The organism is Microvirga makkahensis (assembly GCF_009830105.1).
Taxonomy (GTDB): Bacteria; Pseudomonadota; Alphaproteobacteria; order Rhizobiales; family Beijerinckiaceae; genus Microvirga; species Microvirga makkahensis.
In genome coordinates this window covers 14,252-40,708 of sequence record NZ_WURB01000028.1, presented here as the reverse complement: position 1 = coordinate 40,708, position 26,457 = coordinate 14,252, and the positions used below count along the sequence as shown (strand labels likewise).

The following is a 26,457-nucleotide window of genomic DNA, read 5'->3' as shown; positions in this document are numbered from 1 at the left end:
CTACCATGTGTGGAGGTGCAGGGCGCAAGCATCGCCTAATGCGGGGGAACATCGGGACCGTGCTTCGGTTGGCACTCTGAGGATCCCCGTCCGGTGGGTCTCGACAGACAAGGGCAGTGTCATGACCAACAATGTGCCAAGGGTCGTGATCGTCGGAGCGGGGTTCGGAGGGTTGACGGCGGCTCAATCCCTGGCGCATCTCCCCATCGAGGTGACCGTCATCGACCGTCACAACTTCCACTACTTCCAGCCCTTGCTCTACCAGGTCGCAACAGCCGCCCTGTCCCCGGCGGACATCGCTTGGCCAATCCGCGGCATCCTCAAGCGGCAGAAGAATACAGCAGTCTTGATGGCGAACGTGACCGGCGTCGATCCGGAGCAGCGGCTCGTTCATGCCGGGCCCGCGACGATCCCTTATGACTACCTGATCCTTGCGACAGGTGCCACGCACTCCTACTTCGGCCACCCGGAATGGGCGTCCGTCGCTCCGGGTTTGAAGCAGATCGAGGACGCGACAGCCATCCGCCGCAGGATCCTGATGGCCTACGAGCAGGCTGAGTTGATCGAAGATGTCGAGGAACGGCGGCGGCTGCTCACCTTTGTGGTGGTTGGCGGCGGTCCCACGGGCGTCGAGATGGCGGGAGCCATTGCGGAGGTGGCTCATCATGCTCTGCCAACCGAGTTCCGGCGCATCGACCCGCACGCCACGCGCGTGATCCTGATCGAAGCCGGTCCGCGCCTGCTCCCCACCTTTCCCGAGGATCTCTCGGCCTACGCGCAACAGGCGCTGGAGCGGATGGGCGTCGAGGTCATGACCTTGAGCCGGGTGACGCACTGCGACGAGCGTGGGGTCGATCTGGAAGGGGCGCGGATCGACGCTGGTACAATCGTGTGGGCTGCGGGTGTCATAGCCTCCCCGGCGGCCGAATGGATCGAGGCGGAGAGGGATCTGGCAGGGCGGGCCAAGGTCGGCCCGGACCTGACGGTTTCTGGCCGGCCTGAGATCTTTGTGGTTGGCGACACCGCGGCGGCGGTCGATGAGACCGGACGGACGTTGCCGGGCATCGCCCCGGCGGCGAAGCAGATGGGCCGCTATGTAGCGGAGGTCATCGCGGCGAGAGTTGCGAACCGACCCAGGCCCGGACCGTTCCGGTACCGGCATCAGGGCGATCTTGCCACGATCGGCCGCAAGGCTGCGGTGGTGAGGCTCGATCACATCCATCTGAAGGGCATTTTAGGTTGGCTGTTCTGGGGCTTCGCACACGTCTACTTCCTGATCGGTCTGCGCAATCGTGCCGTGGTCGCGCTCAACTGGTTGTGGAACTATCTGACCTACCAGCGGGGCGCGCGTCTGATCGTTGATGGCCCTGACGCGCAGCAGGCGGCGCAGGCGGAGAAGGTGAAGCCGCTCGAATCCTCAGTCGAGGTGAGCCGAAGCCAAACGAATATGGCGGGCCAGGATTGGCGGTAGGGCACACGGACGAGGTTCTCCCGAATACGCCTCCTCGACGGCAGGCTTGGATCACCCATCAATTCCAAGTGCCGACGCACATTGGACGATACTGGTCCCGCAGTTCCAAGGAACATCAGGTGAGGCGTGCTCGTTTGTTGGCGTCGCATAGGAACGAGGGGCAATGTTGGCAGGATATCGTGTGCTCGTGGTTGAGGATGAGGCGCTCGTCGCGGAGGACATCAGCAAGATGCTAACAGCGGCTGAATGCGTGCCGGTCGGACCGGCGATGTCGATCAGCGATGCCCAGCAACTGATCAGGACCGATCTCTCCATCGACGCGGCGCTGCTCGACATGAACCTCCCCGACGGTCTTGTGACCCCTGTGCTGGAGGCTTTGAGAGCGCGGGGGATTCCGAGCGTGATTTACACGGGCGGTGCGGTTCCGGAGGACATCCGCCAGCGCCACCCCGATCTGGTCGCGCTTTTCAAGCCCGTCCTGCCGGCCCGCCTTATTGGCGAGCTTCGGAAGGTGATCGGGATCTCAGGTTGGCGCCCATCTAACGGGTGACGCATGGAGCCAAGCAGCCAGCCTGCCCAGAGTTGTTCCTGGTGTGCGGTCATTCTGTTCGGACGCAAGCTGACGGTATTCGCGCCCGAGAGCCGACCTTCATTGAGCGGTCGGAACGTGAACAGTGACTCCAGGGCGCCTTCAAGGCGAACGTTACGGCGCATTCGAGAAGGCTTGGGCCGAAAGCTGAGGAGGCTTGCGGTTCTCCACTTGGTCGAAAGCGGCCCTGGGAGTGGTCAACGTCCGCATCGGAATGGATGAACCTCCCGCCCGACAGATCATTGATCCGGTGTTCCAGGAGAAGGGATGCGATCATGTCCGACACGGTATCTGCCGCCGCCATCGCCACCAGTCAGGATGAGAGGATCCGGCAGCGAGCTTATGAAATTTGGGAGAACGAGGGCCGCACCGGGAATCCCGAGGATCACTGGTTTAGGGCCGAGCGCGAGCTTGCCGATCAGGGGCAGGAGCGCTCCGACGCGACGGTGGAGAATGCTCTGCCGGCTGCCGCGGTCGAAGCCGGCTCCACCGCTGCCGGCGAGACCTCTGATGAGCGGATGGCCGAGTAGCTGATGAGCGCCTCCGGCTTTAGCAAATGCACGGCCGCGCTTCTCAGGGCGTGTGCATGAACAGCGCGGCCTTGACCAGGCGGTCAGGGCCGACGTCATCCTCCGCATCAAGCGCCAGGAGTTGAGCCAGACGGGTGCGGGCGCGGTTCACGCGGCTCTTGATCGTGCCGATGTTCGTTCCGCAGATCTGAGCCGCCTCCTCGTACGAAACGCCCTCGGCCGATACGAGCAGGAGCGCCTCCCTCTGCTCGGGACCGAGCCTGGCCAAGGCGGCCTGCATGTCCATGAAGTCCAGCCGTGAACCCTGCTCCGGCAGCACGGCCACTTTCTCGGCCATGGCGCCGTCCGGGTCTTCGACCTCGCGACGGTGCTTCCGCAGTTCGGTGTAGTAGTGGTTGCGCAGAATGGTGAAGAGCCACGCCTGCATGCTCGTACCGGGCTGGAACTTGTCGAGGTTCTCGAGGCCTCGCATCAGGGCCGATTGAACCAGATCGTCCGCATACTCGACGTTACCGGTCAGCGAGATCGCAAAGGCGCGCAGATGCGGGATGGCCTCCAGCATGGCCTGGTGAATGGAGTTCTCAGTCGCCATCGTTCGCGCTCCCCTTCCAATCCAGTTGTCCCAGGAGCTGGACGAAGCGGTCGGGAACCGGCTCGCTCATCAGATGCGCGTAGAAGGTCCGGAGCTGCTCTCCTAGGAAGGTCGCCAGATGAGGCGGCAGGGTTGGCTCCGGCACGGGATCGCCATCAACGGCTTGTCCATTCTCAAGACCATCAGGTTCATCAGGAAGTGTCCCAGCCTTGAGGATGTTGGCGACCATGCTCTCTCTCCCACGAAAAGATGACAGCCTCCAGGCTGGTGCAAGCGGAGGCCGTATCCTGTTAAGGCACCGAAAGAGCCCTGCCACTCACCTATGATAATCTTCCGGAATGCAGGCCGGACTGGAGCCGATACCGTTCGCCCCATAGCCGTAACGCCAGAGAGCGTGCCGCCAAAGTTTACCTACGTGAGTGAAGAAGCGCTCGGGTCCGGGGAAAGAAATGTAGCGTGGTGAAGGTTGTGCAAATCGCCTGAGCGGAGCGGTCATGGCAGAATGGTGATGCTCAACGTCACGCATTTCGAGAGGAGCCTCACCGTGACCAGCACCAAGGATAATCCCGCCGCCTCCGCCATCAAGGACCTTCTGAGCCACAACCCGGACGGACTACGCGAGCCGTGCTGATTGCGGTGGGCATCGACTGGGACGGGCGGCGTCAGATCCTCGGCGTTGCCCTTGTGACGGCATTGCTCCACCAGCGGCTTCAGCATCGCCAGTTGGGGATCCGTCAGCATGGCTCCTCCTTCAGACAGGACGTAGGTGTGGGTGGTCAATAACCTTTGGCTATGTAAGATGGGCGGACATCCCGGCCACGGAACAACTGCTTCCAAAGCGAGAAAGGGGAAACTGGTCAGAAGAGAGGGCCTGATCCGTTCCAGATGAGCTTGAGGCGGGGAGCAGGTCCTGTTCCGGCCCAGCTCTGGCCACCCTATACGAGGTGCTCGGCCAGCGCTGGCGGGCTCATTCCCCTACTGGCATGCCAGAACGATCTCAGAAGTACGCAGTCTGGCTGCTGCCTTGGCCTCAGCACGATCGGCGGCGGAGTCCAGTAATCTGGTTAGCTGAGCGCGTGCGACGCCAAGCCGAAAATAGATGGCTCGCCCGACTTTGCCTTGAGGAACCGGCGGCCCTTCGACATCGTCGTGACGGTGTCGAAAATCCGCAATCCGCTGTCTTGCAGGACAGACAGGAAAATCCCTTCCCTCTGGCGTGTATCGACACGGGCGAATTGCCCAGGTATCTCCGACAGATGCCTTGAGACGAGCGCGATCGCGTCTTCATCGTTGCTCGCCACGATGGGGCCTACGACCTGTCCCCGCCCGAAGCTGCGGCGGAAGGCATAGGCCACCAGAGTTCCGTCGCGCCAGATGCCATAGCCCTTGGCGTCGCGTGCGAGAATACGCAGAAGCCTCTTCCGCTCCGTGCCGAACGCGCGCGCATCGAGCGCAGCGATGGAATCGAGGTCGGCATGAGCGACCCCCTTGAGTTCACCCTTCACGGGTTCGAAGCTGCGCAGTCTCGGTGCAACTTCACCCTGGCATTGGTAGACGCTCTCCTCCGGTACGAAGCCGAGCGAAACGTAAAGATTGTACGCCGGACGCGTTGCATTGAGGAGAAGGTTGCGATGACCGCAACGCTCGAGAACCTGTTCCATCAGCCAGCGCCCATTACCATGCGCCTGGAAGCGATGCGAGGTGATCACCATGCCGATTGTCGCGAATTCCGTCCCGTGGGCAAACCACATGGCCGTGCCAAAAACGCGACCGATTCCATCGATCGCAGCAAGGCCCTGGCCCGTGTGGCGAAGCATATCCCAGTCTTCGGTACGATGTGGCCAGCCTACGCCAAGGGACAGGGCGTGCAGCATCTTGACATCAACGGAGGCGATATCGCTCAAGCTGAGATCGAATGAGTCCAGTCGTAAATGGTCTTGCATCGGTGCTTTGCCGCCTTCCTTGTGCCGGGTCATACCGCTGATGCTCGGCCTTGCTGGAACTCCCGCTATCGTGGCGCTCTCGGCATTGGCGCTAGGCCGTTAACGTTTGGCCACAGCATGGCATGCGGCCGACGGTAGTTTCAGCTCGAAATGACCGGCCATTCGAAATCTTTGTGCGTGACCGACCACAATCCGGCAGGAAAAGTTCCGGTCGGGGGTCTAGCGTCGTCCAAACGGCGCATGCGTGCGCAAAATTTGTTGGTGCCCCCTCATGGTAGAAGACCTTTTGGCAAGACTGGTTGCCTTCCCGTCTGTCGTGGGCTCGCCCAACGGTGCGATCGTGGACTGGATCGCCGAGTATTGTAGAGCGCACGGCGCATCGGTCACGGTTCTGCCGGGGCCCGAAGGAGATCGATGCAACCTGTTCGCGACCATCGGCCCGCGGGACAAGCCCGGCTACATTCTGTCCGGCCACATGGACGTGGTGCCGGCCGGTGAAGCAGAATGGAGTGCAGATCCTTTTACAATGCGGGCGGTGGGCGACAGGTGCTACGGTCGCGGTACGACGGACATGAAGGGTTTTCTGGCCTGTGCGCTGGCGGCTCTTCCCGGGCTTGCCGCCAGCAACCTGAGCCAGCCCGTTCATCTGGCCTTCTCGTATGACGAAGAAGCGGGATGCCGCGGAGTTCCGCATCTCATCGAGGCGCTTCCCGCTCTGTGCGAGAAGCCTCTCGGAGCTATCATCGGGGAGCCCAGCCGGATGCGGGCCGTGCGTGCGCACAAGGGCAAGGCAGCCGTGCGCCTCGAGGTGATCGGGAGATCCGGGCACTCCTCCCAGCCACACCTCGGCCTCAATGCCGTGCACGCCATGGCGGGCGTCATCACCAAGGCCGTGGCCTATGGCAAGCTCCTTGCCGAAGGCCCGTTTGACCCGAACTTTGATCCGCCCTACTCATCACTGCAAGTTGGTGTCGTTGCGGGCGGGCAGGCGGTCAACATCATCCCGGACCGTTGCACGGCCGATATCGAGGTGCGCGCCGTGTCCGGCACGGCACCCTTGTCGCTGCTGGAGCCCGTGAAGCAGCAGTTCGAAGCGCTGCGGTCGGAGAATTTCAAGACATTTTGGCACGAACTCTCGGCATATCCGGCTCTTTCCCTCGCTGCTGATAGCCCCCTTGCGGGTCTGATGATGGAGCTCACGGGCAAGGAGACTCTGTCAGCGGTCAGCTACGGCACCGAGGCCGGCCTCTACCAGCAGGCGGGCATCGAGGCGATCATCTGCGGCCCAGGTGACATCGGCCGCGCCCACCGTCCCGACGAGTACATTACCTTGAGCGAATTGTATGCATGCCGGCAGATGATCGAAGCCTTGGGCGCGCGGCTCTCCGGGTGACCTCCAAACGACAGGCGGGTGAGATGGTGTTTTTCTTCAATTCAGATGCTGAGCGCGGCGCCGTGTTCCGTGAAGCTTTCGCCCGCGAGCTGCCCGATTTGGAGTTCGTTGAGAAGGGTGACGCGGTTCCGCCGGAAAGGGTGCGCTACCTTCTGACGTGGACGGCACCGGAGAATATCGACCGCTACCGCAACCTTGAGGTGCTGTTTTCCATCGGCGCAGGAGTCGACCAGTTCCGGCCCGGCAGCGTGCCCGAGCGTGTGAAGCTTGTGCGGATGGTGGAAGAGGGCATCGTGCGCATGATGCAGGAATATGTCGCGCTGGGCGTTCTTTCCCTGCATCGCGACATGCCCGCCTACCGCGAACAGCAGAAAGCACAGGTGTGGCGGGCTCGCTCCATACGCCAGGCGAACGAACGGCGCGTCGGCTTCCTTGGTCTCGGCATGCTGGCTCAGGCAGCGATCGAGAGGCTGGCGCCGTTCCAGTTCCCCTTGGCAGGCTGGAGCCGGAGCGCACGCAACCTGCCGGAAGTGCGGTGCTTTCATGGCATGGAGCAGTTGCCGGAATTTCTGGCGCAGACGGACATTCTCGTTTGCCTGCTGCCACTGACCGAAGAAACCCGCGGGATCCTCGACTCCCATCTGTTCGAGCAGCTGCCGCAGGGCGCTGGGCTCGTGCATGTCGGCCGTGGCCCGCAACTCGATCAGCAGGCTCTTGTCGCCGCGCTCGACACGGGAAAGCTCTCCGGGGCGGTGCTCGATGTGACCGATCCCGAACCGCTGCCGCAGGGCCACCCGCTCTGGAGCCATCCGAAGGTGATGCTGACTCCGCATATCGCCAGCGTGACTCAGCCTCACACGGCGGCCCGATCGGTCATTGAGAATATCCGGCGCCATCGCGCCGGTCAGGAGCTGATCGGCCTCGTCGATCGGACACGTGGTTACTGAAACTAAGGAGTAAAGTATGTCGCTGCTCGTCACCATCGATACCAATCCGGACTTCCCGCCCAAGGAAGGCCGGCCAGCGCCGGAACGACTGATTTCCGGGGACCCTTCGTTCAAGACCTGGGCGCAGGACGCCTCGCGTCAGGACAAGGTGCTGACCGGCGTTTGGGAGGCGACTCCCGGCGAAACGCACTCGATCAAGGGCACCACATACGAGTTCTGCCACCTGATCTCGGGACTTGTCGAGATCGAGGAAGAGGGCGGCGAGACCAAAACCTATCGTGCCGGAGACAGTTTCGTCATGAAACCCGGTTTCATTGGCATCTGGCGGACCATCGAGACGGTCCGCAAGATCTACGTCTGCGTCTACGATTGATCTCAGAAAGCGGGCGGGCTATGGCGCTGCCCGCTCTCCAAACAATCCCCCGCAAGGCTGCCTTGCTGCACGATTCTGCGCCGAGCAGGGTGCGGACGTCGACGTAAAATGCGGCACGCCTGGTGCTAGCCTCTCATCGAACAGCATAGCGAGGTGTCTCATGACGTTGAGCTTCGATCCCGAAACGCTGGCGTATCCCTTCTATCATATCATCGACGGCGAGCGGGTCGCGGCGGGTACCAGCGAGGGCCTCATCATGCACCGGCCGTCCGACGGCCGCGCCTATGGCGAATGTCCTGTGGCGGACGCAGATCTTGTCGACCGGGCGGTGCAGAGCGCCAAGAGGGCGCTGAAGACCAGCGGTTGGAGCGACGTGCGGCCGCGCGAGCGGGTCAAGGCAATGCAACGCTGGGCGGATCTGCTGGAGCAGGAGGCGGTCACGCTCGCACGCCTCGAGGCCGCATCTTCGACAAGGCCGATTGCGCACCTGATCGAAGGCGACATCGCCGTCACGGCTGAGCAGATCCGATTCTTTGCTGAATTTGCCGACAAAGAGGGCAGCGACGTGGTCCCCACCTCGGGTTCCGCTTTCGGTATGACGCTGACCGAACCCTACGGTATCATCGGCGCGATCACGCCCTGGAACTTCCCGATTTCGATGGCCGGCTGGAAACTCGGCCCTGCGCTTGCCGCGGGGAACGCAGTGGTGTTGAAGCCATCCGAGATGACGCCCTTCTCGACGCTCGCCATGGCGGAGTTGGCCGTGCGGGCCGGTATCCCCGCCGGTCTCATCAACATCGTTCTCGGTGACGGTCCAACGACCGGCAATGCCATCACCGGACATCCTGACATTTCGAAGGTCAGCTTCACTGGATCGACGATGGCAGGCGCCGCTATTATGCAGAACATTGCGCGCACGGGCGTCAAGCCGATGACGCTCGAGCTGGGGGGCAAAAGCCCGCAAGTGGTGTTCGCCGATGCGGACTTGGACCTTGCCGCGTCGGCGGTGACCCGTGGGATTCTCGCCAATGCGGGGCAGGCCTGCGTAGCCGGCTCGCGCCTGATCGTTTCGGAAGAGATTGCCGAACCGCTCAGCCGGGCAATTGCCCGTCACATGGCCGATATCAGGCCCGGCGTGACTTGGGACGAACAGACGCAATACTCGCCGATCATCTCGCGGCGTCAGCTCGAACGCATCGATACGATCGTGCGCAGAAGTGTGCAGGAGGGCGCTGAATGCGTCGTCGGAGGGCGGATCATGGAACGATCCGGCTATTTCTACGAGCCGACGCTGCTGCTCGGCGTCGAACCATCGTCACCGGCCGTAACTGAGGAGATCTTCGGGCCGGTGCTGACAATGCAGACGTTTCGTACCGAGGAGGAAGCGCTCGCGCTCGCTGATCATCCAACCTATGGGCTCGCAGCCGGCCTGTTCACGCGTGATCTCTCCCGCGCGCTGCGCGTCACCAGGGCTCTGCAGGCTGGAACCATCTGGGTCAATCGCTACGGCCGCTCGCGCGACCACATCCTGCCGACCGGCGGGTACAAGCGCTCGGGCATCGGCAAGGATCTCGGACGCGAGGCCTATCTCGCCAATCGCAAATCGAAAAGCGTGCTCATCGACCTCTGAGAGGGATATTCATGAAGACTTACTCCATAGCGCTCATCCCGGGCGACGGCATCGGCAAGGATGTCACCGAATCCGCCTGGGCCGTGCTGCAACGCGTGGCGCGCAAGCGCAAGTTCGAGCTCGACGGAACTACTCTCCCTTGGTCCTGCGCGTACTACAAGCAAACCGGCGCGATGATGCCGGAGGATGGGATCGAGACGCTCCGCGCATTCGACGCGATCTATCTCGGCGCCGTTGGCTGGCCGGCAGAGGTGCCTGATGCTGTTTCGCTGCACGGTCTCCTCCTGCCGATCCGCAAGGCCTTCGTCCAATATGCCAATATCCGTCCGCACCGGCTCCTGCCGGGGGTCACCGGCCCCCTGCGTGCGCAGAGCTTCGATATCCTGTGCATTCGCGAGAACACCGAGGGTGAGTATTCCGGAGCCGGCGGACGGGTGCATACGAATTCCCAGGACGAGGTGGCCGTCGAAACGGCGATTTTTACGCGCAAGGGCGTGGAGCGCATCATCCGCTTCGGCTTCGAGCAGGCGAGGGCGCGGCGCGGCCGACTGGCATCGGTGACCAAATCGAACGCACAGAAATACTCGATGGTGTTCTGGGACGAGGTGACCCGCGACGTGGCGCGCGAGTATCCGGACGTCGAGGTTTCCCACTATCATATCGACGCCATGGCGGCTCGAATGGTGATGGCACCCGAGACTCTGGATGTTGTGGTTGCGTCAAACCTCTTCGGCGACATCCTGACGGATCTCGGCGCTGCCATTCAAGGAGGCCTGGGCTTCGCCGCTTCGGCCAACATCAATCCGGACCGTACCGCGCCTTCGATGTTCGAGCCGGTGCATGGGTCTGCCCCCGACATTGCTCATCTCGGCATCGCCAATCCGATCGCTGCCATCTGGTCCGGTGCGATGATGCTCGAGCATCTGGGACAGCCCGAAGCGGCAAAGGATGTGATGAACGCGATCGAAGCATGCACGGCCACGGGGGTCGGCACCGTACCGGGCAAGGACAGGACGGACGCCATCACAGAGGCCGTTCTGGCCGCAATTGACTGAGAAAAGTGGAAGCCTGATATGAAGCTGAAGGATGCGGATCTGTTTCGCCAGCGCGGCCTGATCGGAGAATCGTGGCAGGATGCCAGGTCCGGCAAGACCGTTGAGGTGACCAACCCGGCCACGCAGTTGGTCCTCGGGACAATTCCCGACATGGGCGCTGCGGAAACACGCGACGCCATCGAGGCCGCGTCACGGGCTTTCAAGAGCTGGAAGAAGAAGACGAACGCCGAGCGAGCGACGCTTCTCGAGGCATGGCACGCGCTCATGCTCGAACATGAGGAGGATCTCGCCCACATCCTTACGCTGGAGCAGGGTAAGCCTCTGGCCGAGTCGCGCGGTGAGATCCGCTACGGCGCGTCTTTCGTCAAATGGTTCGCTGAAGAGGCGCGGCGTATCTGCGGGAGCACCATTCCGTCGCCGACGCCGGACCGACGTATCCTGGTTATGAAGGAGGCGGTCGGCGTGTGTGGCATCATCACGCCCTGGAACTTCCCGAACGCGATGATCACACGCAAGGTGGCGCCCGCTCTCGCGGCCGGTTGCACGGTGGTGATCAAGCCGTCCGAGTTCACGCCCTACTCGGCGCTTGCACTCGGCGTACTGGCCGAGCGGGCAGGAATTCCGGCCGGCGTGATCAACATCGTCACGGGCATGCCTGCCGATATCGGCGGCGAACTGCTCGGAAATGAAACCGTGCGTAAGATTTCCTTCACGGGCTCGACCCGCGTCGGCGCGCTTCTGATGCGCGGCGCGGCCGACAGCATCAAGCGGTTGAGCCTCGAGCTGGGCGGGAACGCGCCCTTCATCGTGTTCGATGACGCCGATCTCGATCTCGCAGTGGATGGCGCGATCGCTTCGAAATTCCGTAACGGCGGACAGACATGCGTTTGCGCCAACCGCATCCTCGTCCAATCGGGCATCTACGATGCTTTTGCCGGCAAACTGGCAGAACGCGTAGCGCAAATGAAAGTCGGTGCCGGCACCGAGGATGGTGTGATGATCGGCCCAATGATCAATGCGGCCGCCATCGACAAGATCGAGCGGCATGTCGAGGACGCCCTGTCGAAGGGCGCGCGAATCCTCGCGCAGAGCGACCTCGTACCGGACGGCCGCCAATTTGCGAGGCCTATCGTGCTGGGCGGTGCAACCACCGGAATGCTCCTTGCGTCGGAAGAGACCTTCGGGCCGGTTGCCCCGCTTTTCCGCTTCGAGGCGGAAGAGGAGGCAATCGCGATCGCCAACGGCACACCGTTCGGACTCGCGGCCTACTTCTACACGCAGGATCTGAGCCGCTCATGGCGCGTCGCCGAGGCGCTGGAGTTCGGAATGGTCGGCCTGAACACCGGCGCGATTTCGACGGAGGTGGCGCCGTTCGGCGGCGTCAAGCAATCCGGCCTAGGACGTGAAGGCTCGCAGCTCGGGATCGAAGAATATCTTGAGGCCAAAGCCCTGCATGTGGGCGGGTTGAACTAGATTGGCGCTGGCCCGCCGCCGTTATCGGCGGCGGGAACGTCATCCCGGGAACCATGCCAGAAAGGCGGCACAGGCCGCCTTTTATTGGATCTTGTCGAGCATTTTGTAGTACAGGCCGACCATCGGGAGGAACCATGGTTTTCCTGAGTATCCGGCGATGGTCGGCCATTCGAGCCCATTGACAGGATTGCGATCGCCTCTGCCCATAATCGCGTCGGCAAGCAGGATACCCATCTGTGTCGACATCTGAGCGCCGTGGCCCGAATAGCCCATCGCGAACCACATCCCGTCGGCGAAGCCCGCGCGCGGGAAACGATCCTGCGTCATGTCAACGAGGCCACCCCAGCAGTAATCGATCTCCACCCGGGAGAGATGTGGGAAGAGCTTCGCAAGACTGGCACGCAGGATCTCGCCACTCTTAGCGTCGGATCTCTGGTCGGAATTGGCAGAAAAGCGCGCGCGTCCCCCGAATATCATGCGCCGATCGGGCGCTAGGCGGAAGTAGTTGCCGATGTTCATCGACGTGACGTAGGTGCGGTTCCCCGGCATGGTCGCGGCGATCTCGCTCTCGCTCAATGGTCTCGTCGCGATGATGAAGCTGCCGACGGGGATGATGCGGCGGCGAAAATACGAGAAATCTTTTGTCGTATAGGCGCCGGTCGCCAGGAGGACTGTATCGGCCGTGACGGTACCGCGCAGGGTCTCGAGCTCGGTACGGCCGGAGCTTCGATGGCGGTGCGTCACCAGCGCGTTCTCGTGAATGGTGGTCCCATGGCGGACAGCAGCCGCGGCAAGTCCCGTGACGTAGCGGCCCATATGCATCATGGCGCTCTTCCGCGAGAGCATGGCCCCATGGAACGCATTCGATCCAACCTCGGCGGCAAGATCCTTGCGGCTCAGCAGCGCCGTGTCCGGATCCACTTCCCGATGAAGGACCTCGAAATTGCGGGCGAGAGCCTCCATGTGGGCAGGCTTCGAGGCCAGCTTCAGCTTGCCGGAGCGGCGGAAGGCGCAATCGATTTTCTCTTCCTCGACGATGCGTTCTATCGAGTCGATCGACGCATCGAAGGCGCGGTAGAGCGCCTTCGCACGATCGGCTCCAAGATGGGCTTTGGCGGCTAGGTAGCTGTGCGCGATGCCATTGTTGACGTGGCCACCGTTTCGCCCCGACGCGCCGGAGCCCACCGTTCCGCCCTCCAGCACGACAACACGCACACCGGCCTTGGAGAGGTGCAGAGCCGCGGAAAGACCAGTGAAGCCTGCGCCGATGATAGCGACATCATAGTGTCCCTCCACAGCCCCCTGCGCGGCCATGGTGAAAGGTGGCGTGGTATCGTGCCAGTAGGGTTTGAACTGCAATTCTGCCTCCTGCGCTCAGAGGCCGACGACACCGGGAAGGCCGGAGATGTCCCTGATCTCCGTATAGCCGTAATAGGGATTTGCGGGCTCATGTCCGCGATTGACCCAAACCTTGTTCTTGATGCCGAGATCGTGCGCGGACATCAGGTCGTAGCGAAACGATGAGGAGACGTGGAGGATGTCCTCCGGATTGGCGTTCAGCTGGTCGAGCATGTATTCGAAAGCCTCGAAACGGGGCTTGTATGCCTGCGCCTGCTGCGCCGTGTAGACTGCATGGAACGGCGCTCCGAGCTTCCCGACATTGGACATGATCTGCTCGTTCATGGCATTCGACAGGATAACGAGCGGGAATTCCTTGGCCACTTTGGCAAGCCCGGCCGGTACGTCGGGATGCGGGCCCCAGCTCGGCACCTGTTCATAGATCCAGCGCGCGTCCTCTTCGCGGAAGGCCACGCCGTTTTTCTTGCAGGTGCGCGCGACGGCGTTGTGAATGACTTCGTTGTAGGGCTTCCAGGCGCCCAGGATTTCATTGAGCCGGTAAGCGGCAAAATTCTTGATGAACTGCTGCATGCGATCTTCGCTCAGCTGCTCTCCATAAAGCGTCCGTGCAGCCTCGGCCATCTGGAAGTTCGTCAGCGTGCCATAGCAGTCAAAGGTGATGTATTTCGGCCGGAACTGGCTCATGAGGACAATCCTTGCGTTGTCGCCGGCACCCTTGCCGACCCGCTACGTATCATAAGGCTCGCTCAATGGACTAATCACCGCATTCGATCCGGCGGAAAGCAGAATCTTCCGTATCAGACCACAGGTGCGGCAGAGAGTTTCCTTAGCATGCAGCGGCGACGGGCAGGAAGCACGCTACAAGCCCGTACGATCAGGTGAGCGGCATAAGATGCGGAAGTCGGTGCCCCACAAAGTGCAAAAGCGTCGGTCGGGGCGTGGAGTCGGGAGGAGCTGCTTTCGGACCTGCACTATCCATAGAACGACGCGAAGCCGCATGCGGAAACTGGAATGACTGCACAACTGATCTCGCTGGAGCCTATGAAGACCGAACATCTGGATGGCGCTGTCCTGCTGTCGCGCGAGGCGGGATGGCCGCATCGCCGGGAGGATTGGGAGCTGGTGCTGTCGGTCAGCGAGGGCCTTGTGGCGCTTCAGGATGGCCGCGTCGTCGCGACGACCCTGATGACGCCATTCGGTTCCGATGCAGCCGCCATCAACATGGTGATCGTTGAGGCGGCCCTGCGAGGGCGCGGAGTTGGACGAAAGCTGATGGATGCGGCGTTGGAAAAGGCGGGTGCGCGCAGCTGCCGGCTCGTGGCAACCAAGGAGGGCTTGCCGCTCTATGAGAAACTCGGTTTCACTGCAATCGGCGAAATCGCCCAGCACCAGGGGCAAGCCGTGAGGGTCGAGGCTCCGGCGGGCGTGAACTGGGCGCAAGACGATGAGCATGAGAAGATTTCTGCCCTTGATCGCGCCGCCTGCGATCTCGATCGCAGCGCGCTCATGAGAATTCTTCGTCGAACGGTCAAGTTCGCGGTAATTCGGGAAAGAGGCGAGGTCGTGGCGTTTGCCGGAGTGCGCGCCTTCGGTCGCGGTCTCGTCGTCGGGCCAGTCGTAGCAAGAAGCAGCGGGCAGGCCAAGGATCTCATTCGGTTCATGTTCGCGCACCACCAAGGAGCGTTCGTCCGCGTCGACACGGACCTGTCGACCGGGCTTGGCCCCTGGCTCGCCGAGCATGGCCTTGCCCATGTTGGCGGCGGCGTTTCGATGCGCCGCGGCCCCGACATCGAGCAGGCCGAAACATCGTACTGCACATTCGCGCTGGTGAATCAGGCGCTCGGTTGAACTGGAGGACAAAATGCTTAGTAATTCCCTGATCGAACTCGATCGCGCTCATCTCGTTCATCCCGTCGCCTCCTATCGCGGACACGAGAAAGCGGGTGTGCGCGTGCTGAAATCTGCCAAGGGCGCGCTGGTCACGGATGCGACCGGGCACACGATGGTGGATGGCTTCGCGGGCCTCTGGTGCGTCAATGCAGGATATGGTCAAGACAGTATCGTGGAGGCTGCGACGCGCCAGCTTCGCGAGCTGCCTTACGCGACCGGATATTTCGGGCTGGGTTCGGAACCGGCCATCCGCTTGGCGGCTGAGCTCGCGGACCGAGCGCCGGGCGATCTCAACCACATCTACTTCACGCTTGGCGGCTCCGACGCCGTTGACAGCACGATCCGCTTCATCCGCTATTACTATCACGCCAAGGGAACGCCGCAGAAGGACCAGTTCATCTCGGTCGAGCAGGGCTACCATGGATCCTCCACGGCAGGCTCCGGCCTGACGGCCCTGCCAGCCTTCCATGCAGGGTTCGGCGTACCGTATGACTGGCAACACAAAATTCCGTCGCACTATGCCTATCGGAATCCGGTGGGCACGGATCCTCAGGCGATCATCGGCGCCTCCGTGACGGCCCTGCGCGCAAAGGTGGAAGAACTCGGGCCCGATCGCGTCGCGGCGTTCTATGTTGAGCCTATTCAGGGATCAGGCGGTGTCCTGGTGCCGCCGAAGGGCTGGATGAAGGCAATGCGCGACGTTTGCCATGAACTCGACATTCTGTTCGTGGCGGACGAGGTGATTACGGGCTTCGGACGCACCGGCCCCCTGTTCGCATGCCTCGAAGATGACGTCGTGCCTGACTTCATGACCGCCGCCAAAGGCCTGACCTCGGGTTACATGCCGATGGGTGCCGTCTTCATGTCCGACAGGGTCTACAACACCATCGCTGACGGCGCCGGCATGGCGGCGGTCGGCCATGGCTATACCTACTCGGCACACCCCGTTAGCGCGGCTGTCGGGCTGGAGTGCCTGCGCCTCTACGAAAACGGATTGCTGGAGAACGGCATTCGGGCAGGCAAGCGCTTGATGGCCGGGCTAGAGTCCCTCGCCGATCACCCTCTGGTGGGCGACATCCGCGGGCGTGGTATGCTGGCAGCGGTCGAGCTCGTGACCGATAAGGAGCGCAAGACGCCGCTGCCGGCCGCGGCCGAGCCCGCACGCCGGATATTCGACAGGGCGTGGGACAACGGACTCGTCATCCGCGCCTTCGCCAACGGGGTGCTCGGATACGCACCACCGCTCTGCTGCACCGATGAGGACATCGACAGAATTATCGACTGCACGCGCAGGACGCTCGATCAGACGCTGGAAGATACGGATGTCCGTTCGGCAATGGCCAAATGATTGGCTTTTGACCTGGTAAGCCCGTCTCGAAAATGTCGCTCAGGCGTCATATTCGCAATTTTGTGCCGTGGGCCATCTACAAATCAGCGCAATTCGTGAGTCAGAGCCGCCAGACTGATCCTGTCGGCATTGAGGCCATTGAAAGCGGAGCGACCGGACGGGCCAAAGCAGGTATCGCACCACAGAATTCACAAAAGGCATACACGTTTCAGAGGAGCATCGCGAGTGGTGAAAAAGCTGGGCGAATTCAAGTACCTGACATTCGACGTGGTGGGGACGCTGATCGACTTCGAGGGCGGCCTCAAGGCGTCCCTCGCCGAGATCGGCAGGTCGGCAGGAGTCGAGGTCGACGGGGAAGAGGCGCTGGCCCTCTACCGGCAGGCGCGCTACTCGGCCGATGCCGGATTGTTCCCGGACGATCTGGTGCGAGTTTACCTTGCCATCGCGTCGCGGCTTGGATTGCCTGCCCTGCGCACCCATGGCGAGAAGCTCCGTGATGACGCCCGGCACTGGAAGGCCTTTGCCGACAGCGCGGCATCCCTTGCCATTCTTGGCAAGCGCTACAAACTCATCGCCATGACGAATGCCCGCCGCTGGGCCTTCAGTCACTTCGCTCAAGAACTCGGCAACCCGTTCTACGCGGGCTTCACCGCAGACGATACCGGCACCGAAAAGCCTGATCCGGCGTTCTTTCACAAGGTCTTCGCCTTCGTGGAGAGCGAGGGTGGCAGCAAGGACGACATCCTGCATGTCGCGCAAAGTCAGTATCACGATATCGGCGTCTCGCGCCGACTCGGCTTGACCAATTGCTGGATCGAGCGCCGACATGCCCAGAAGGGCTATGGCGGAACGATCGAGCCGAGTGAGTTCACCCAGCCGGACTATCATTTCACCTCGATGGCCGCCCTGTCGGACGCTGTCCAGGGGGCTGTACCCGCCTGAATTCTGCGATCGCACGCGAGAATGGGCGAGCGCGAAGCACCACACCGTCAGCCACTCAATAAAAAAGGGAACTGCAATGAGCGACAAGATCAATAACTGGACTTCCTCCGATGATGCGATGGTCGAGAACGCCATTCGTCGTGGAGCGAGTCGGCGGGAACTTCTCCAGATGATGTTGATGGGCGGTGTCGCTGCAGCGGCCGGATCTGCCATCATCGGGCGTGCTGCCGCAGCCGTTGCGGGCCAGCCGGTGAAGGGCGGGTTCGTTAAGGCCGCCGGATTCTCCGCCTCGACCGCCGATACTCTGGATCCGGCGAAGGCATCGAACGCAACGGACTATATTCGCTGCTGCAACTTCTACAATCGTCTCACCTTCATCAACGGTGCCGGTGAAACGACGATGGAACTGGCCGAGAGCATCGAAAGCAAGGATGCGAAGGTCTGGACTGTTAAGTTGCGCAAGGGCGTGACCTTCCATGACGGGAAGAGCCTGACGTCAGCGGACGTCGTGTACTCGCTCAAGCGTCATCGGGACCCGGCTGTCGGTTCGAAGGTCAACGCACTTGCCAAGCAGATCGTCGATGTGAAGGCCGTCGACGCCCAAACGGCCGAGATCACGCTCGAAGCACCGAACGCCGATCTTCCGACCATCCTCGCGCTGCACCATTTCATGATCGTCGCAGACGGCACGACTGACTTCTCGAAGGGCAACGGCACCGGACCGTTCATCCTGAAGGAGTTCCAGCCAGGAGTGCGCTCTGTTGCTATGCGTAACGAGAACTACTGGAAGGAACAGGGACCCTATCTCGACTCGTTCGAATTCTTTGCAATCTCAGACGAATCTGCGCGCTTGAACGCAGTGCTCTCGGGGGATATCCAGCTCGGCGCCAATCTCAGCCCGCGCTCCCTGCGCGTGCTCGAGAGCAACGCGGCCGCCCGTCCGTTTATCTCGAAACTCGGCACTTATACTAACCTCAATATCCGCCTCGACATGCCGCCCGGAGACAAGCAAGGGGTTGCTGAAGGCTTCAAATATCTCATTAACCGTGAAGTGATCCAGAAGTCGGTGCTTCGTGGGTTGGGAGACATCGCCAACGATCATCCGATTCCGAGCACGAGCAAGTACCATAATGCCGAACTGAAGCAGCGTGCGTACGACCCGGAACGGGCCAAGTCCCTCTTCCAAAAGGCTGGCGTGCTCGGTCAGGAGATCCGGATCACGGCAGCCGAGGCGGCATCTTCCGCACTCGATTACGCAATGGTTGTGCAGCAGGCGGCATCAAAGATCGGCCTCAACGTCGCGGTCAATCGGGTTCCATCCGACGGATACTGGTCCAATCACTGGATCAAGGATGCCGTTCATTTCGGGAACATCAACGCGCGCCCGACCCCCGACATCCTCTTCTCACTGCTCTACAAGTCCGATGCAGCGTGGAACGAGAGCGGCTTCAAATCAGAGAAGTTCGATGCCATGCTGCTCGAAGCGCGCGGGTCTCTGGACGAGGCTAGGCGCAAGGAGATCTATGGCGAAATGCAGGCCATGGTATCCAATGGAGCCGGCACAGTCATTCCTGTGTTCATGTCGAATGTCGATGCCGTCTCTCCCAAGCTGAAGGGGCTCGTCCCGAACCCGCTCGGCGGTATGATGGGCTACACCTTCGCTGAGTATGCCTGGCTCGAGGCCTAAAGCGCGACCGGGTTGCCATGGGCGCGGAGGGCTCTAACCTTCGCGTCCAGGGGATCCATTATCATACATCGCTAAAAGGGCGCTCTATGAATTCCCCAATACTCAATCTCGTCGCCGAACGTATTATAGTCGCTGTCGTGACACTGCTGTTCGTTGCGTTCACGATCTTCTTCGCGACCGAGATGCTGCCGGGGGACGTTGCGGAGATTCTCCTCGGGCAGGCCGCGACACCCGAAGCCGTGGCCGGATTGCGCACTGCCATGAACCTCGATGAGCCGGCAGTCCTGCGCTTCATGTATTGGATCGGTAATCTGTTCACCGGCGATCTCGGCGTTTCCTACGTCAACAAGATGCCGATCAGCGACCTCATCGGAGGACGGCTCGTCAATTCCCTTAAACTTGCAGGCGTGACGGCAGCGATTTCGGTTCCGATTGCACTCACCCTCGGCATCACGGCCGCCATCCTGCGGGGGACGATCTACGACCGGATCGTCTCGATCATCACGATCGCTGTGATCTCCGTGCCAGAGTTCATGGTCGCCACCCTCGCCGTCATCGTCTTTGCGGTCTATCTCGGCTGGCTGCCGGCACTGTCCATGGCTCATGAGGTGACGTCGATGGGTGGATTGCTGAAGGTCTTCGCCATGCCGGTGATCACGCTGAGCTTCGTCATTTCTGCGCAGATGATCCGTATGACCCGTGCCGCCGTGCTCGAAACCCTAAATACCGCCTATGTCGAAATGGCTCTTCTGAAGGGTGCGTCGCGCCGGCGCATGGTCCTCCATCATGCTCTGCCCAATGCCCTCGGCCCCATCGTCAATGCAGTGGCTCTCTCGCTCTCTTACCTGCTGGGTGGCGTGATCATCGTCGAGACGATCTTCAATTATCCTGGCATTGCGAAGCTCATGCTCGACGCAGTTTCGACGCGGGACCTCCCGCTCATCCAGAGTTGCGCGATGATCTTCTGCCTGGGCTACCTAATTCTCATCACGATTGCCGACCTCGTTGCCATTGTCTCCAATCCGAGGCTTCAATGACCATGTTCCTGTCCCTGTCCAACACGCAGAAGGCTCGACCGCGCCGCTTCGGGTATCGGATCAGCGTGGTTGGAGCGGTATCGTTCCTTATCATCGCCGCCTGGACCCTGGTCGCCATCTTCGCCCCTTACATCGCGCCGCATCCCGTAGGGGATATTGTCGACTTCGATTTTTTCGGACCGGTGAGCGCGCAGTTCCCTCTCGGAACTGACTATCTTGGCCGGGACATGCTTTCGCGCATCCTGCTGGGTGCGCGCTATACGGTCGGTATCTCGCTTGCGGCTGTTTGTGTTGCCTGCTTCTGCGGCGTCACGCTGGGCATGACCGCCGCCGTTATCGGCGGGTGGTTCGATAGGGGTCTGAGCCGAATGCTTGACGCCCTTACATCAATCCCCAGCAAGATCCTGGCGCTCGTCATCGTGGCCGCTGTCGGCACGTCGATTCCGATCCTAATCGTAACTTTGGCCATCATCTACACCCCAGGATGCTACCGCTTCGCGCGGGCGTTGGCCGTAAACATCAACACGATGGACTACGTCACGGTCGCCCGAGCCCGAGGGGAGGGGATCGGCTATCTGATCCGGTCGGAAATCCTGCCGGGGATCATCGGACCGGTATTGGCGGATTTCGGGCTGCGGTTCGTGTTCATTGTGCTGTTGCTGTCGAGCATGTCCTTTCTTGGCCTGGGCGTGCAGCCGCCCTTTGCTGATTGGGGCGCGTTGGTCAAGGAGAATATCGGCGGGCTGTCCTTCGCGGCGCCGGCCGTGATCTTTCCCTCGATCGCCATCGCGACCCTGACCATTAGTGTCAATCTGTTGATCGACAATTTGCCCCAGAAGATTCGGGACCGGAGCGAACAATGAGCAACCTCGTCGAAGTTCGCAATCTGCGGGTCGATGCGAAGACGGATTCGGGTCGAACGGTCGAGATCATCCGAGACGTTTCCTTCGATATCGCGGAAGGAGAAATCGTTGCTCTCATTGGTGAAAGCGGTTCGGGCAAGACGACGATCGCACTCACGTTGATGGGGTATACGAGGCCGGGATGCCGGATCGCGGGAGGCAAGGTCACGCTGTCCGGGCGGGAGATTTCCAACCTTCCGGAGCACAAGCGCGCGCGCAGGCGCGGGACCGAGGTTTCCTATGTGCCGCAGAGCGCTGCCGCCTCGTTCAATCCAGCGCACAAGATCATGGATCAGGTCGTCGAGGTGACGAAGATCCACCGACTGATGCCGATTGACGAGGCCCGTAGGAAGGCGGTGGAACTTTTCAAGGCGCTCGCCTTGCCTGAGCCCGATACGATCGGCGACCGCTATCCGCACCAAGTTTCCGGAGGGCAACTCCAACGCCTTTCGGCGGCTATGGCCCTGATCGGCGATCCGAAGCTCGTGATTTTCGACGAGCCGACAACCGCTCTCGACGTGACCACGCAGATCGAGGTTCTTCGGGCGTTTAAGTCGGTGATGAAAAAGGGCGCGATCGCCGGCGTCTATGTCTCGCACGATCTGGCGGTTGTTGCGCAGATTGCGGATCGCATCATCGTCTTGAAGAATGGGGAGATTCAGGAGGTCGGCCGAACCCAGGATATCCTCCATCGCCCGCAGCATCCCTATACGCGGGAGCTGCTCGAGGCCTTCGAGCCGGCTCCGCATGGTCGTGTTGTCGACCGTCCCGTCGAGCCGGAAAAGCCGCTTCTTGTCGTCAAAGACATTGTGGCCGGATACGGCAGGGTGGATGAAACCGGGAATCCGAGCGTGAAGGTGATCAACAAGGTCAGCTTCGAGCTGCATCGAGGAAAGAATCTCGGCATCATCGGCGAATCCGGTTGCGGAAAGTCAACCCTGGCGCGGGTGATTGCCGGCATCCTGCCCGCCGCACAGGGCGATGTCCTTCTCGAAGGCAAGCCGTTGGATCGGGATCTGCGCAGGCGCAGTCGTAATGAATTGCGGGATCTGCAGATCGTTTTCCAGTCCGCCGACACCGCTCTCAATCCAGCCAAATCGATCGCCGATATTCTGGCCCGCCCGTTGGCCTTTTATCATGGAATGAGCGGCCAGCGCCGTGATGCAAGGATCGATCAGCTCCTCGACATGGTTCACCTGCCGCGCTCCTTACGTCATCGGCGGCCGACAGAGCTTTCAGGAGGGCAGAAACAGCGCATCAACCTAGCGCGCGCATTGGCGGCCGACGCCAAGCTCATCCTGTGCGATGAGATCACCTCGGCGCTGGACACCGTGGTCGCGGCAGCGATCCTTGAGCTTCTCAAGGAGCTTCAGCGTGAACATTCCCTGTCCTATCTCTTTATCAGCCACGATCTATCGACCGTCAGAGCGATTTGCGACGAGGTTGTGGTGATGTATGCTGGCGAGAAGATCGAGCAGTTGAGCCCCGACATCATGGGCAGCGAGGCCGGTCACCCGTACTCCCGCCTGCTGTTTTCATCCGTTCCGAAGCTCGATACGGGCTGGCTCGACGGCCTCGAGCAGGATCCTCACGTCTTGCAAGCGTATTCGCGGCGATGAGTAGGACAGAGATGCCTTTTCAGGCCGCGAATATCTTGTCGAGCGGAAGATGCTTCTTGACGATAGGGGACTTCAGCACCACGAAGCTGAAGTATTTGTCGATGCCGATGTCCATGTCGATCAGCCTTTCCATGATCGTTTGATACTCTGCGATGCCGGACGTGACGAACTTCATCAGATAATCGTAGCCTCCGGAAACGAGGTGGCATTCCATAACTTCGTCGATTTTATCGACTGTTGCGAGAAAACGCGCAAAGTCGATCTGCCGATGGTTCTTGAGCGTGATCTCGGTGAAAACGGTAAGGGTCTGACCAAGTTTTGAAACATCGATTTGGGCCGAATAGCTGGTGATATAACCTTCGGATTGAAGTTTCTTGACGCGCATCAAGCAGGGGCTAGGCGAGAGATTGACGAGTTCTGCAAGTTCGACGTTGGTGATGCGTCCGTTCTTCTGCAGTTCCGAGAGTATCTTCAAATCGATCCGATCGAGCTTCATTGACATCGGTACCTTATTGGATCCCTTCGATTATGCCGGTTTTGCCTGGGCCTGCAAACGCACTGGTGTCGGCAGCTCGTTGGGCTGAGCGGACGCACGGCGACGTGAGCAAGGCTAGTCGCTGATCGGCGCTTGCTCCCGGACCGCCCGTCGACCAAGCCCAAGTACTATAGGATTTCCCACGAAACAATCGCATGGCATTCATCGCCCGAACGGCATGAAATTCCGTTGGCTCCGGTTGTTGCGGGGGCTTGGCCTGCAGCCCTTCGCATATGATCCCGCGCAAATACGGGAGACATGCCATGCCGGCGCCACTGATGAAGATCCAAACAACGCCTAACCTTCCGCCTGAGGCGGATGTCGTCGTCATCGGTGCTGGCGTGGTTGGTGTTTTCACCGCTTATTATCTGGCCCGTGATGGTCTGAAGGTCGCGTTGATCGAGAAGGGTCTGGTCGGCGCGGAGCAGTCCAGCCGCAACTGGGGCTGGTGCCGTCAGCAGAACCGTGACGCGCGCGAATTGCCTATGGCAACGAAGAGCCTCGACCTATGGGAGAAGCTGGCTGAGGAGACGGGCGAGGATACGGGCTTTCGGCGTTGCGGGCTGCTGTACCTGTCCCAGGACGAGAACGAGCTGGCCGGTTGGGCGAAATGGCGCGATTTCGCCAAGTCGGTCGGTGTCACGACCCATATGCTGAGCCAGCGGGAGGCGACGGAGCATGGCCGCGCCACGGGGCAGGTGTGGAAAGGCGGGGTCTTTTCTCCCAGCGACGGTACGGCCGACCCGTCCCGAGCCGTTCCCGTCATGGCACGCGCGGTCATGTCGGCCGGCGGGACCGTCCATCAGAATTGTGCGGCACGAGGCATCGAAGTGAGTGCCGGGCGCGTGAGCGCGGTCGTCACGGAAAAGGGCACCATCCGCACACGGGTGGCCGTAATGGCAGGCGGCGCCTGGGCATCGTCCTTCTGTCACCAACTCGGTCTTCGCTTTCCACAGGCGTCGGTGCGTGCCTCGATCCTGGCGGTCGCACCGGGCGCAAACGATTTGCCCGATGCCCTGCATACGGCCAAAATTTCCATGACCCGGCGCGGCAATGGCGGCTACACCCTTGCGATCAGCGGCCGCGCGCGCGTCGATCCGACTCCGCAGCAATTTCGTTTCGGCCGCGAGTTCCTGCCGATGTTCGCGCGGCGCTGGCGCAGCCTTGCCCCTGGAGGGCTGGAGGGGTGGCGTCAAGGGCATGAGAATCTGGGCAAATGGAGGCTGGATGGCGTGACGCCCATGGAGAAGACCCGCATCCTCGACCCGAAGCCCGACATGAAGCAGATTCGTCTCACACATTCGAGAGCTTGTGATTTGATTCCGAGTTTGCGGCAGATGCCCATATCTGATGTATGGGCGGGATACATTGATAGCACTCCGGATGGGGTGCCTGCCATCGGCGAGATCGAAAACCTGCCTGGCTTTATTCTTGCTGCTGGCTTCAGTGGTCATGGTTTCGGGATCGGGCCAGGAGCGGGTCATCTCGTCGCCGATCTGATCACGGGCAAGCCACCGATTGTGGATCCTCGCCCCTACAGGCCTGAACGCCTAAGTACCTCTGCATGGGGCAGGGTCGCGGATTTTTGAGGTCCTCCGCAGCCTTGGGGGAGCGCCGTTTCCACTTGGTGCGGTGCTGCTAAGCCAATGGTTCCACAGTGTTGGGTCATGGCGTTTCCCCAAGTAGGCAGGTCGAAAGTATGTTCGCGACAATATCGCAAAGAACTCCGGTTGGAATAGTCGGTCCCAATCAGGATTTTGATGCTCTCGCACCGGATGCCGGCACGATCAGCTACGCGCTGCTCACAAGCCTCGGCTCCCGCTACCATCAGTACATTCATTCTTGAGACTCACTCACCATGCGCGTTCTCGTTCTCGGCAGCGGCGTCGTCGGCGTTACATCGGCCTATTACCTTGCCCGACAGGGTCATGAGGTGACGGTAGTGGACCGCCAGCCCGCTGCCGGCATGGAGACGAGCTTCGCCAATGCGGGACAGGTCTCGCCCGGCTACTCCGCGCCCTGGGCCGCTCCGGGCATCCCGATCAAGGCCATGAAGTGGCTGTTGATGAAGCACCGGCCGCTGGTGCTCTGGCCGCGCACGGAGCTGCGCCTCTGGGGCTGGCTCGCCCATATGCTGGCCAATTGCACCGAGGAGGCGTACCGGCGCAACAAGAGCCGGATGGTCGCTCTCGCCGAGTACAGCCGGGATTGCCTGCGCGACCTGCGGCAGGAGACAGGCATCACCTATGACCACCGGGAGAAAGGGCTGCTGCAGCTCTTCCGCACGCAGAAGCAGCTCGACGGAATCGGCGAAGATACGGTGGTTCTGGATGCCTATGGTGTGCCCTACGAGATCCTGGATCCCGCCGGGTGTGTCGGCGTCGAGCCAGCGCTGGGTCTCGTCAAAGGCAAGGTCGCCGGCGGCCTGCGACTTCTTGGCGATGAGACCGGGGATGCCCACCTGTTTACCCAGCGGCTTGCGGCGATCGCGGAGCAGCTGGGTGTCCGGTTCCGGTACGGCACATCTGTCCAGAAGCTGCTCACGGAAGGCGGTCGGATCTCCGGCGTTCAAGTAAAAGGAGGCGAGGTGCTTACGGCGGACACCTACGTGGCGGCCATGGGCAGCTATACGCCTCAGCTGGTGAGGCCCCTCGGCCTTCGCCTGCCGGTGTATCCGGTGAAAGGCTATTCCCTGACCATGCCTGTCGTGAATCCGGACGGGGCACCCGTATCGACGGTGATGGACGAGACCTACAAGGTCGGAATCACCCGCCTGGGCGACCGAATCCGGGTCGGCGGCACGGCAGAGCTGGCCGGCTTCAGTCAGCGTCTGCGGGCGCCCCGGCGGGCGACGCTGGAGCACTCGGTCACCGACCTGTTTCCACAGGGCGGTGACGTCCGGCAGGCGAGCTTCTGGGCGGGCTTGCGGCCGATGACGCCGGACGGCACCCCAGTGGTGGGCGCGACACGGTACAGCAACCTGTTCACGAATACCGGTCACGGGACGTTGGGATGGACGATGGCCTGCGGCTCCGGGCGCGTGCTCGCCGACCTGATCTCCGGCCGGGCGCCCGAGGTCTCGCACAAGGATCTCGCGGTCGATCGCTACTGGGACGAGTGGCGGTTCCAGGCAGCATAGGTC

Annotated in this window: 25 protein-coding genes; 18 read left to right on the top strand and 7 right to left on the bottom strand. The window is 61.5% G+C overall.

The features are described 5' to 3' along the window. Positions 1-121 precede the first annotated feature (121 nt). From GR328_RS22705 to GR328_RS22695, 3 genes are all read left to right on the top strand, one after another. On the top strand, positions 122-1,471 hold the full coding sequence (locus tag GR328_RS22705) for an NAD(P)/FAD-dependent oxidoreductase (protein WP_160887928.1): 1,350 nt from the start codon (positions 122-124) through the stop codon (positions 1,469-1,471). A gap of 163 nt (positions 1,472-1,634) precedes the next feature. Next, positions 1,635-2,021 carry a response regulator gene (locus GR328_RS22700; RefSeq protein WP_160887926.1) on the top strand — a complete coding sequence of 129 codons (387 nt, stop codon included), beginning with the start codon at positions 1,635-1,637 and terminating at the stop codon, positions 2,019-2,021. 314 nt (positions 2,022-2,335) lie between these two features. Next, a complete protein-coding gene (locus GR328_RS22695; RefSeq protein WP_160887924.1) occupies positions 2,336-2,590 on the top strand; it encodes a DUF2934 domain-containing protein in 255 nt (84 codons plus the stop codon). Between the two features lie 43 nt (positions 2,591-2,633). Here GR328_RS22695 and GR328_RS22690 read toward each other — a convergent pair whose 3' ends face one another. The 4 genes from GR328_RS22690 to GR328_RS22680 all read right to left on the bottom strand — a co-directional run bounded on the left by GR328_RS22690 (position 2,634) and on the right by GR328_RS22680 (position 5,125). After that, complete coding sequence (locus tag GR328_RS22690; RefSeq protein ID WP_170304156.1) at positions 2,634-3,182, bottom strand: sigma-70 family RNA polymerase sigma factor; 549 nt, start codon at positions 3,180-3,182, stop codon at positions 2,634-2,636. Next, the gene (locus tag GR328_RS26755) at positions 3,172-3,411 is read right to left on the bottom strand and encodes a NepR family anti-sigma factor (RefSeq protein ID WP_170304155.1); all 240 of its coding nucleotides are present in this window, start codon (positions 3,409-3,411) and stop codon (positions 3,172-3,174) included. Before GR328_RS26755 ends, GR328_RS22690 begins: the two co-directional genes overlap by 11 nt. Before the next feature lie 263 nt (positions 3,412-3,674). Next, positions 3,675-3,923, bottom strand: a complete 249-nt coding sequence (locus GR328_RS22685) for a hypothetical protein (RefSeq protein ID WP_160887922.1) — start codon at positions 3,921-3,923, stop codon at positions 3,675-3,677. Positions 3,924-4,246: 323 nt separating this feature from the next. Next, complete coding sequence (locus tag GR328_RS22680; RefSeq protein WP_160887920.1) at positions 4,247-5,125, bottom strand: GNAT family N-acetyltransferase; 879 nt, start codon at positions 5,123-5,125, stop codon at positions 4,247-4,249. 271 nt (positions 5,126-5,396) lie between these two features. On the opposite strand from GR328_RS22680, the gene argE reads away from it, so the two are divergent. The 6 genes from argE (at position 5,397) to GR328_RS22650 (ending at position 11,996) form a co-directional block, all read left to right on the top strand. Further along, positions 5,397-6,518, top strand: coding sequence for an acetylornithine deacetylase (gene argE / locus GR328_RS22675; protein WP_160887918.1), 1,122 nt, complete (start codon positions 5,397-5,399; stop codon positions 6,516-6,518). A 23-nt stretch (positions 6,519-6,541) separates the two neighbouring features. Continuing rightward, positions 6,542-7,465, top strand: a complete 924-nt coding sequence (locus GR328_RS22670) for a 2-hydroxyacid dehydrogenase (RefSeq protein WP_160887916.1) — start codon at positions 6,542-6,544, stop codon at positions 7,463-7,465. 16 nt (positions 7,466-7,481) lie between these two features. Next, positions 7,482-7,838, top strand: coding sequence for a cupin domain-containing protein (locus GR328_RS22665; RefSeq protein ID WP_160887914.1), 357 nt, complete (start codon positions 7,482-7,484; stop codon positions 7,836-7,838). Between the two features lie 160 nt (positions 7,839-7,998). Continuing rightward, positions 7,999-9,468: an aldehyde dehydrogenase family protein gene (locus tag GR328_RS22660; protein WP_160887912.1), complete on the top strand. Its 1,470-nt coding sequence runs from the start codon at positions 7,999-8,001 to the stop codon at positions 9,466-9,468. 11 nt (positions 9,469-9,479) lie between these two features. Continuing rightward, positions 9,480-10,523 carry a tartrate dehydrogenase gene (locus GR328_RS22655; protein ID WP_160887910.1) on the top strand — a complete coding sequence of 348 codons (1,044 nt, stop codon included), beginning with the start codon at positions 9,480-9,482 and terminating at the stop codon, positions 10,521-10,523. An 18-nt stretch (positions 10,524-10,541) separates the two neighbouring features. Then, complete coding sequence (locus GR328_RS22650) at positions 10,542-11,996, top strand: NAD-dependent succinate-semialdehyde dehydrogenase (protein ID WP_160887908.1); 1,455 nt, start codon at positions 10,542-10,544, stop codon at positions 11,994-11,996. Between the two features lie 81 nt (positions 11,997-12,077). On the opposite strand, the gene GR328_RS22645 is transcribed toward GR328_RS22650, so the two are convergent. Both GR328_RS22645 and GR328_RS22640 read right to left on the bottom strand, forming a co-directional pair. Beyond that, complete coding sequence (locus tag GR328_RS22645; protein WP_160887906.1) at positions 12,078-13,355, bottom strand: NAD(P)/FAD-dependent oxidoreductase; 1,278 nt, start codon at positions 13,353-13,355, stop codon at positions 12,078-12,080. A gap of 15 nt (positions 13,356-13,370) precedes the next feature. After that, the gene (locus tag GR328_RS22640) at positions 13,371-14,039 is read right to left on the bottom strand and encodes a haloacid dehalogenase type II (RefSeq protein WP_160887904.1); all 669 of its coding nucleotides are present in this window, start codon (positions 14,037-14,039) and stop codon (positions 13,371-13,373) included. A 327-nt stretch (positions 14,040-14,366) separates the two neighbouring features. Here GR328_RS22640 and GR328_RS22635 point away from each other — a divergent pair, with 327 nt between their 5' ends. The 7 genes from GR328_RS22635 (at position 14,367) to GR328_RS22605 (ending at position 22,780) form a co-directional block, all read left to right on the top strand. Continuing rightward, positions 14,367-15,203, top strand: coding sequence for a GNAT family N-acetyltransferase (locus GR328_RS22635; RefSeq protein ID WP_160887902.1), 837 nt, complete (start codon positions 14,367-14,369; stop codon positions 15,201-15,203). 13 nt (positions 15,204-15,216) lie between these two features. After that, on the top strand, positions 15,217-16,593 hold the full coding sequence (locus tag GR328_RS22630; RefSeq protein WP_160887900.1) for an aspartate aminotransferase family protein: 1,377 nt from the start codon (positions 15,217-15,219) through the stop codon (positions 16,591-16,593). A 225-nt stretch (positions 16,594-16,818) separates the two neighbouring features. After that, positions 16,819-17,535 (top strand): HAD-IA family hydrolase, encoded by a 717-nt coding sequence (locus GR328_RS22625; RefSeq protein WP_160887898.1) that lies wholly within the window; start codon positions 16,819-16,821, stop codon positions 17,533-17,535. A gap of 76 nt (positions 17,536-17,611) precedes the next feature. Then, positions 17,612-19,222: an ABC transporter substrate-binding protein gene (locus GR328_RS22620; protein WP_160887896.1), complete on the top strand. Its 1,611-nt coding sequence runs from the start codon at positions 17,612-17,614 to the stop codon at positions 19,220-19,222. An 86-nt stretch (positions 19,223-19,308) separates the two neighbouring features. Next, positions 19,309-20,259, top strand: coding sequence for an ABC transporter permease (locus GR328_RS22615; protein WP_160887894.1), 951 nt, complete (start codon positions 19,309-19,311; stop codon positions 20,257-20,259). Then, positions 20,256-21,122, top strand: coding sequence for an ABC transporter permease (locus GR328_RS22610; protein WP_160887892.1), 867 nt, complete (start codon positions 20,256-20,258; stop codon positions 21,120-21,122). The genes GR328_RS22615 and GR328_RS22610 overlap by 4 nt, the downstream gene beginning before the upstream one ends. Further along, the gene (locus GR328_RS22605; RefSeq protein ID WP_160887890.1) at positions 21,119-22,780 is read left to right on the top strand and encodes an ABC transporter ATP-binding protein; all 1,662 of its coding nucleotides are present in this window, start codon (positions 21,119-21,121) and stop codon (positions 22,778-22,780) included. The genes GR328_RS22610 and GR328_RS22605 overlap by 4 nt, the downstream gene beginning before the upstream one ends. A gap of 19 nt (positions 22,781-22,799) precedes the next feature. On the opposite strand, the gene GR328_RS22600 is transcribed toward GR328_RS22605, so the two are convergent. Beyond that, the gene (locus GR328_RS22600; RefSeq protein ID WP_160887952.1) at positions 22,800-23,276 is read right to left on the bottom strand and encodes an Lrp/AsnC family transcriptional regulator; all 477 of its coding nucleotides are present in this window, start codon (positions 23,274-23,276) and stop codon (positions 22,800-22,802) included. 302 nt (positions 23,277-23,578) lie between these two features. Between GR328_RS22600 and GR328_RS22595 the strand changes: the two genes are divergently transcribed. Both GR328_RS22595 and GR328_RS22590 read left to right on the top strand, forming a co-directional pair. Beyond that, entirely contained in the window at positions 23,579-24,904 is a 1,326-nt protein-coding gene (locus GR328_RS22595) for an NAD(P)/FAD-dependent oxidoreductase (protein ID WP_160887888.1), read from the top strand. Positions 24,905-25,173: 269 nt separating this feature from the next. Continuing rightward, a complete protein-coding gene (locus tag GR328_RS22590) occupies positions 25,174-26,454 on the top strand; it encodes a D-amino acid dehydrogenase (RefSeq protein WP_160887886.1) in 1,281 nt (426 codons plus the stop codon). Positions 26,455-26,457 lie beyond the last annotated feature (3 nt).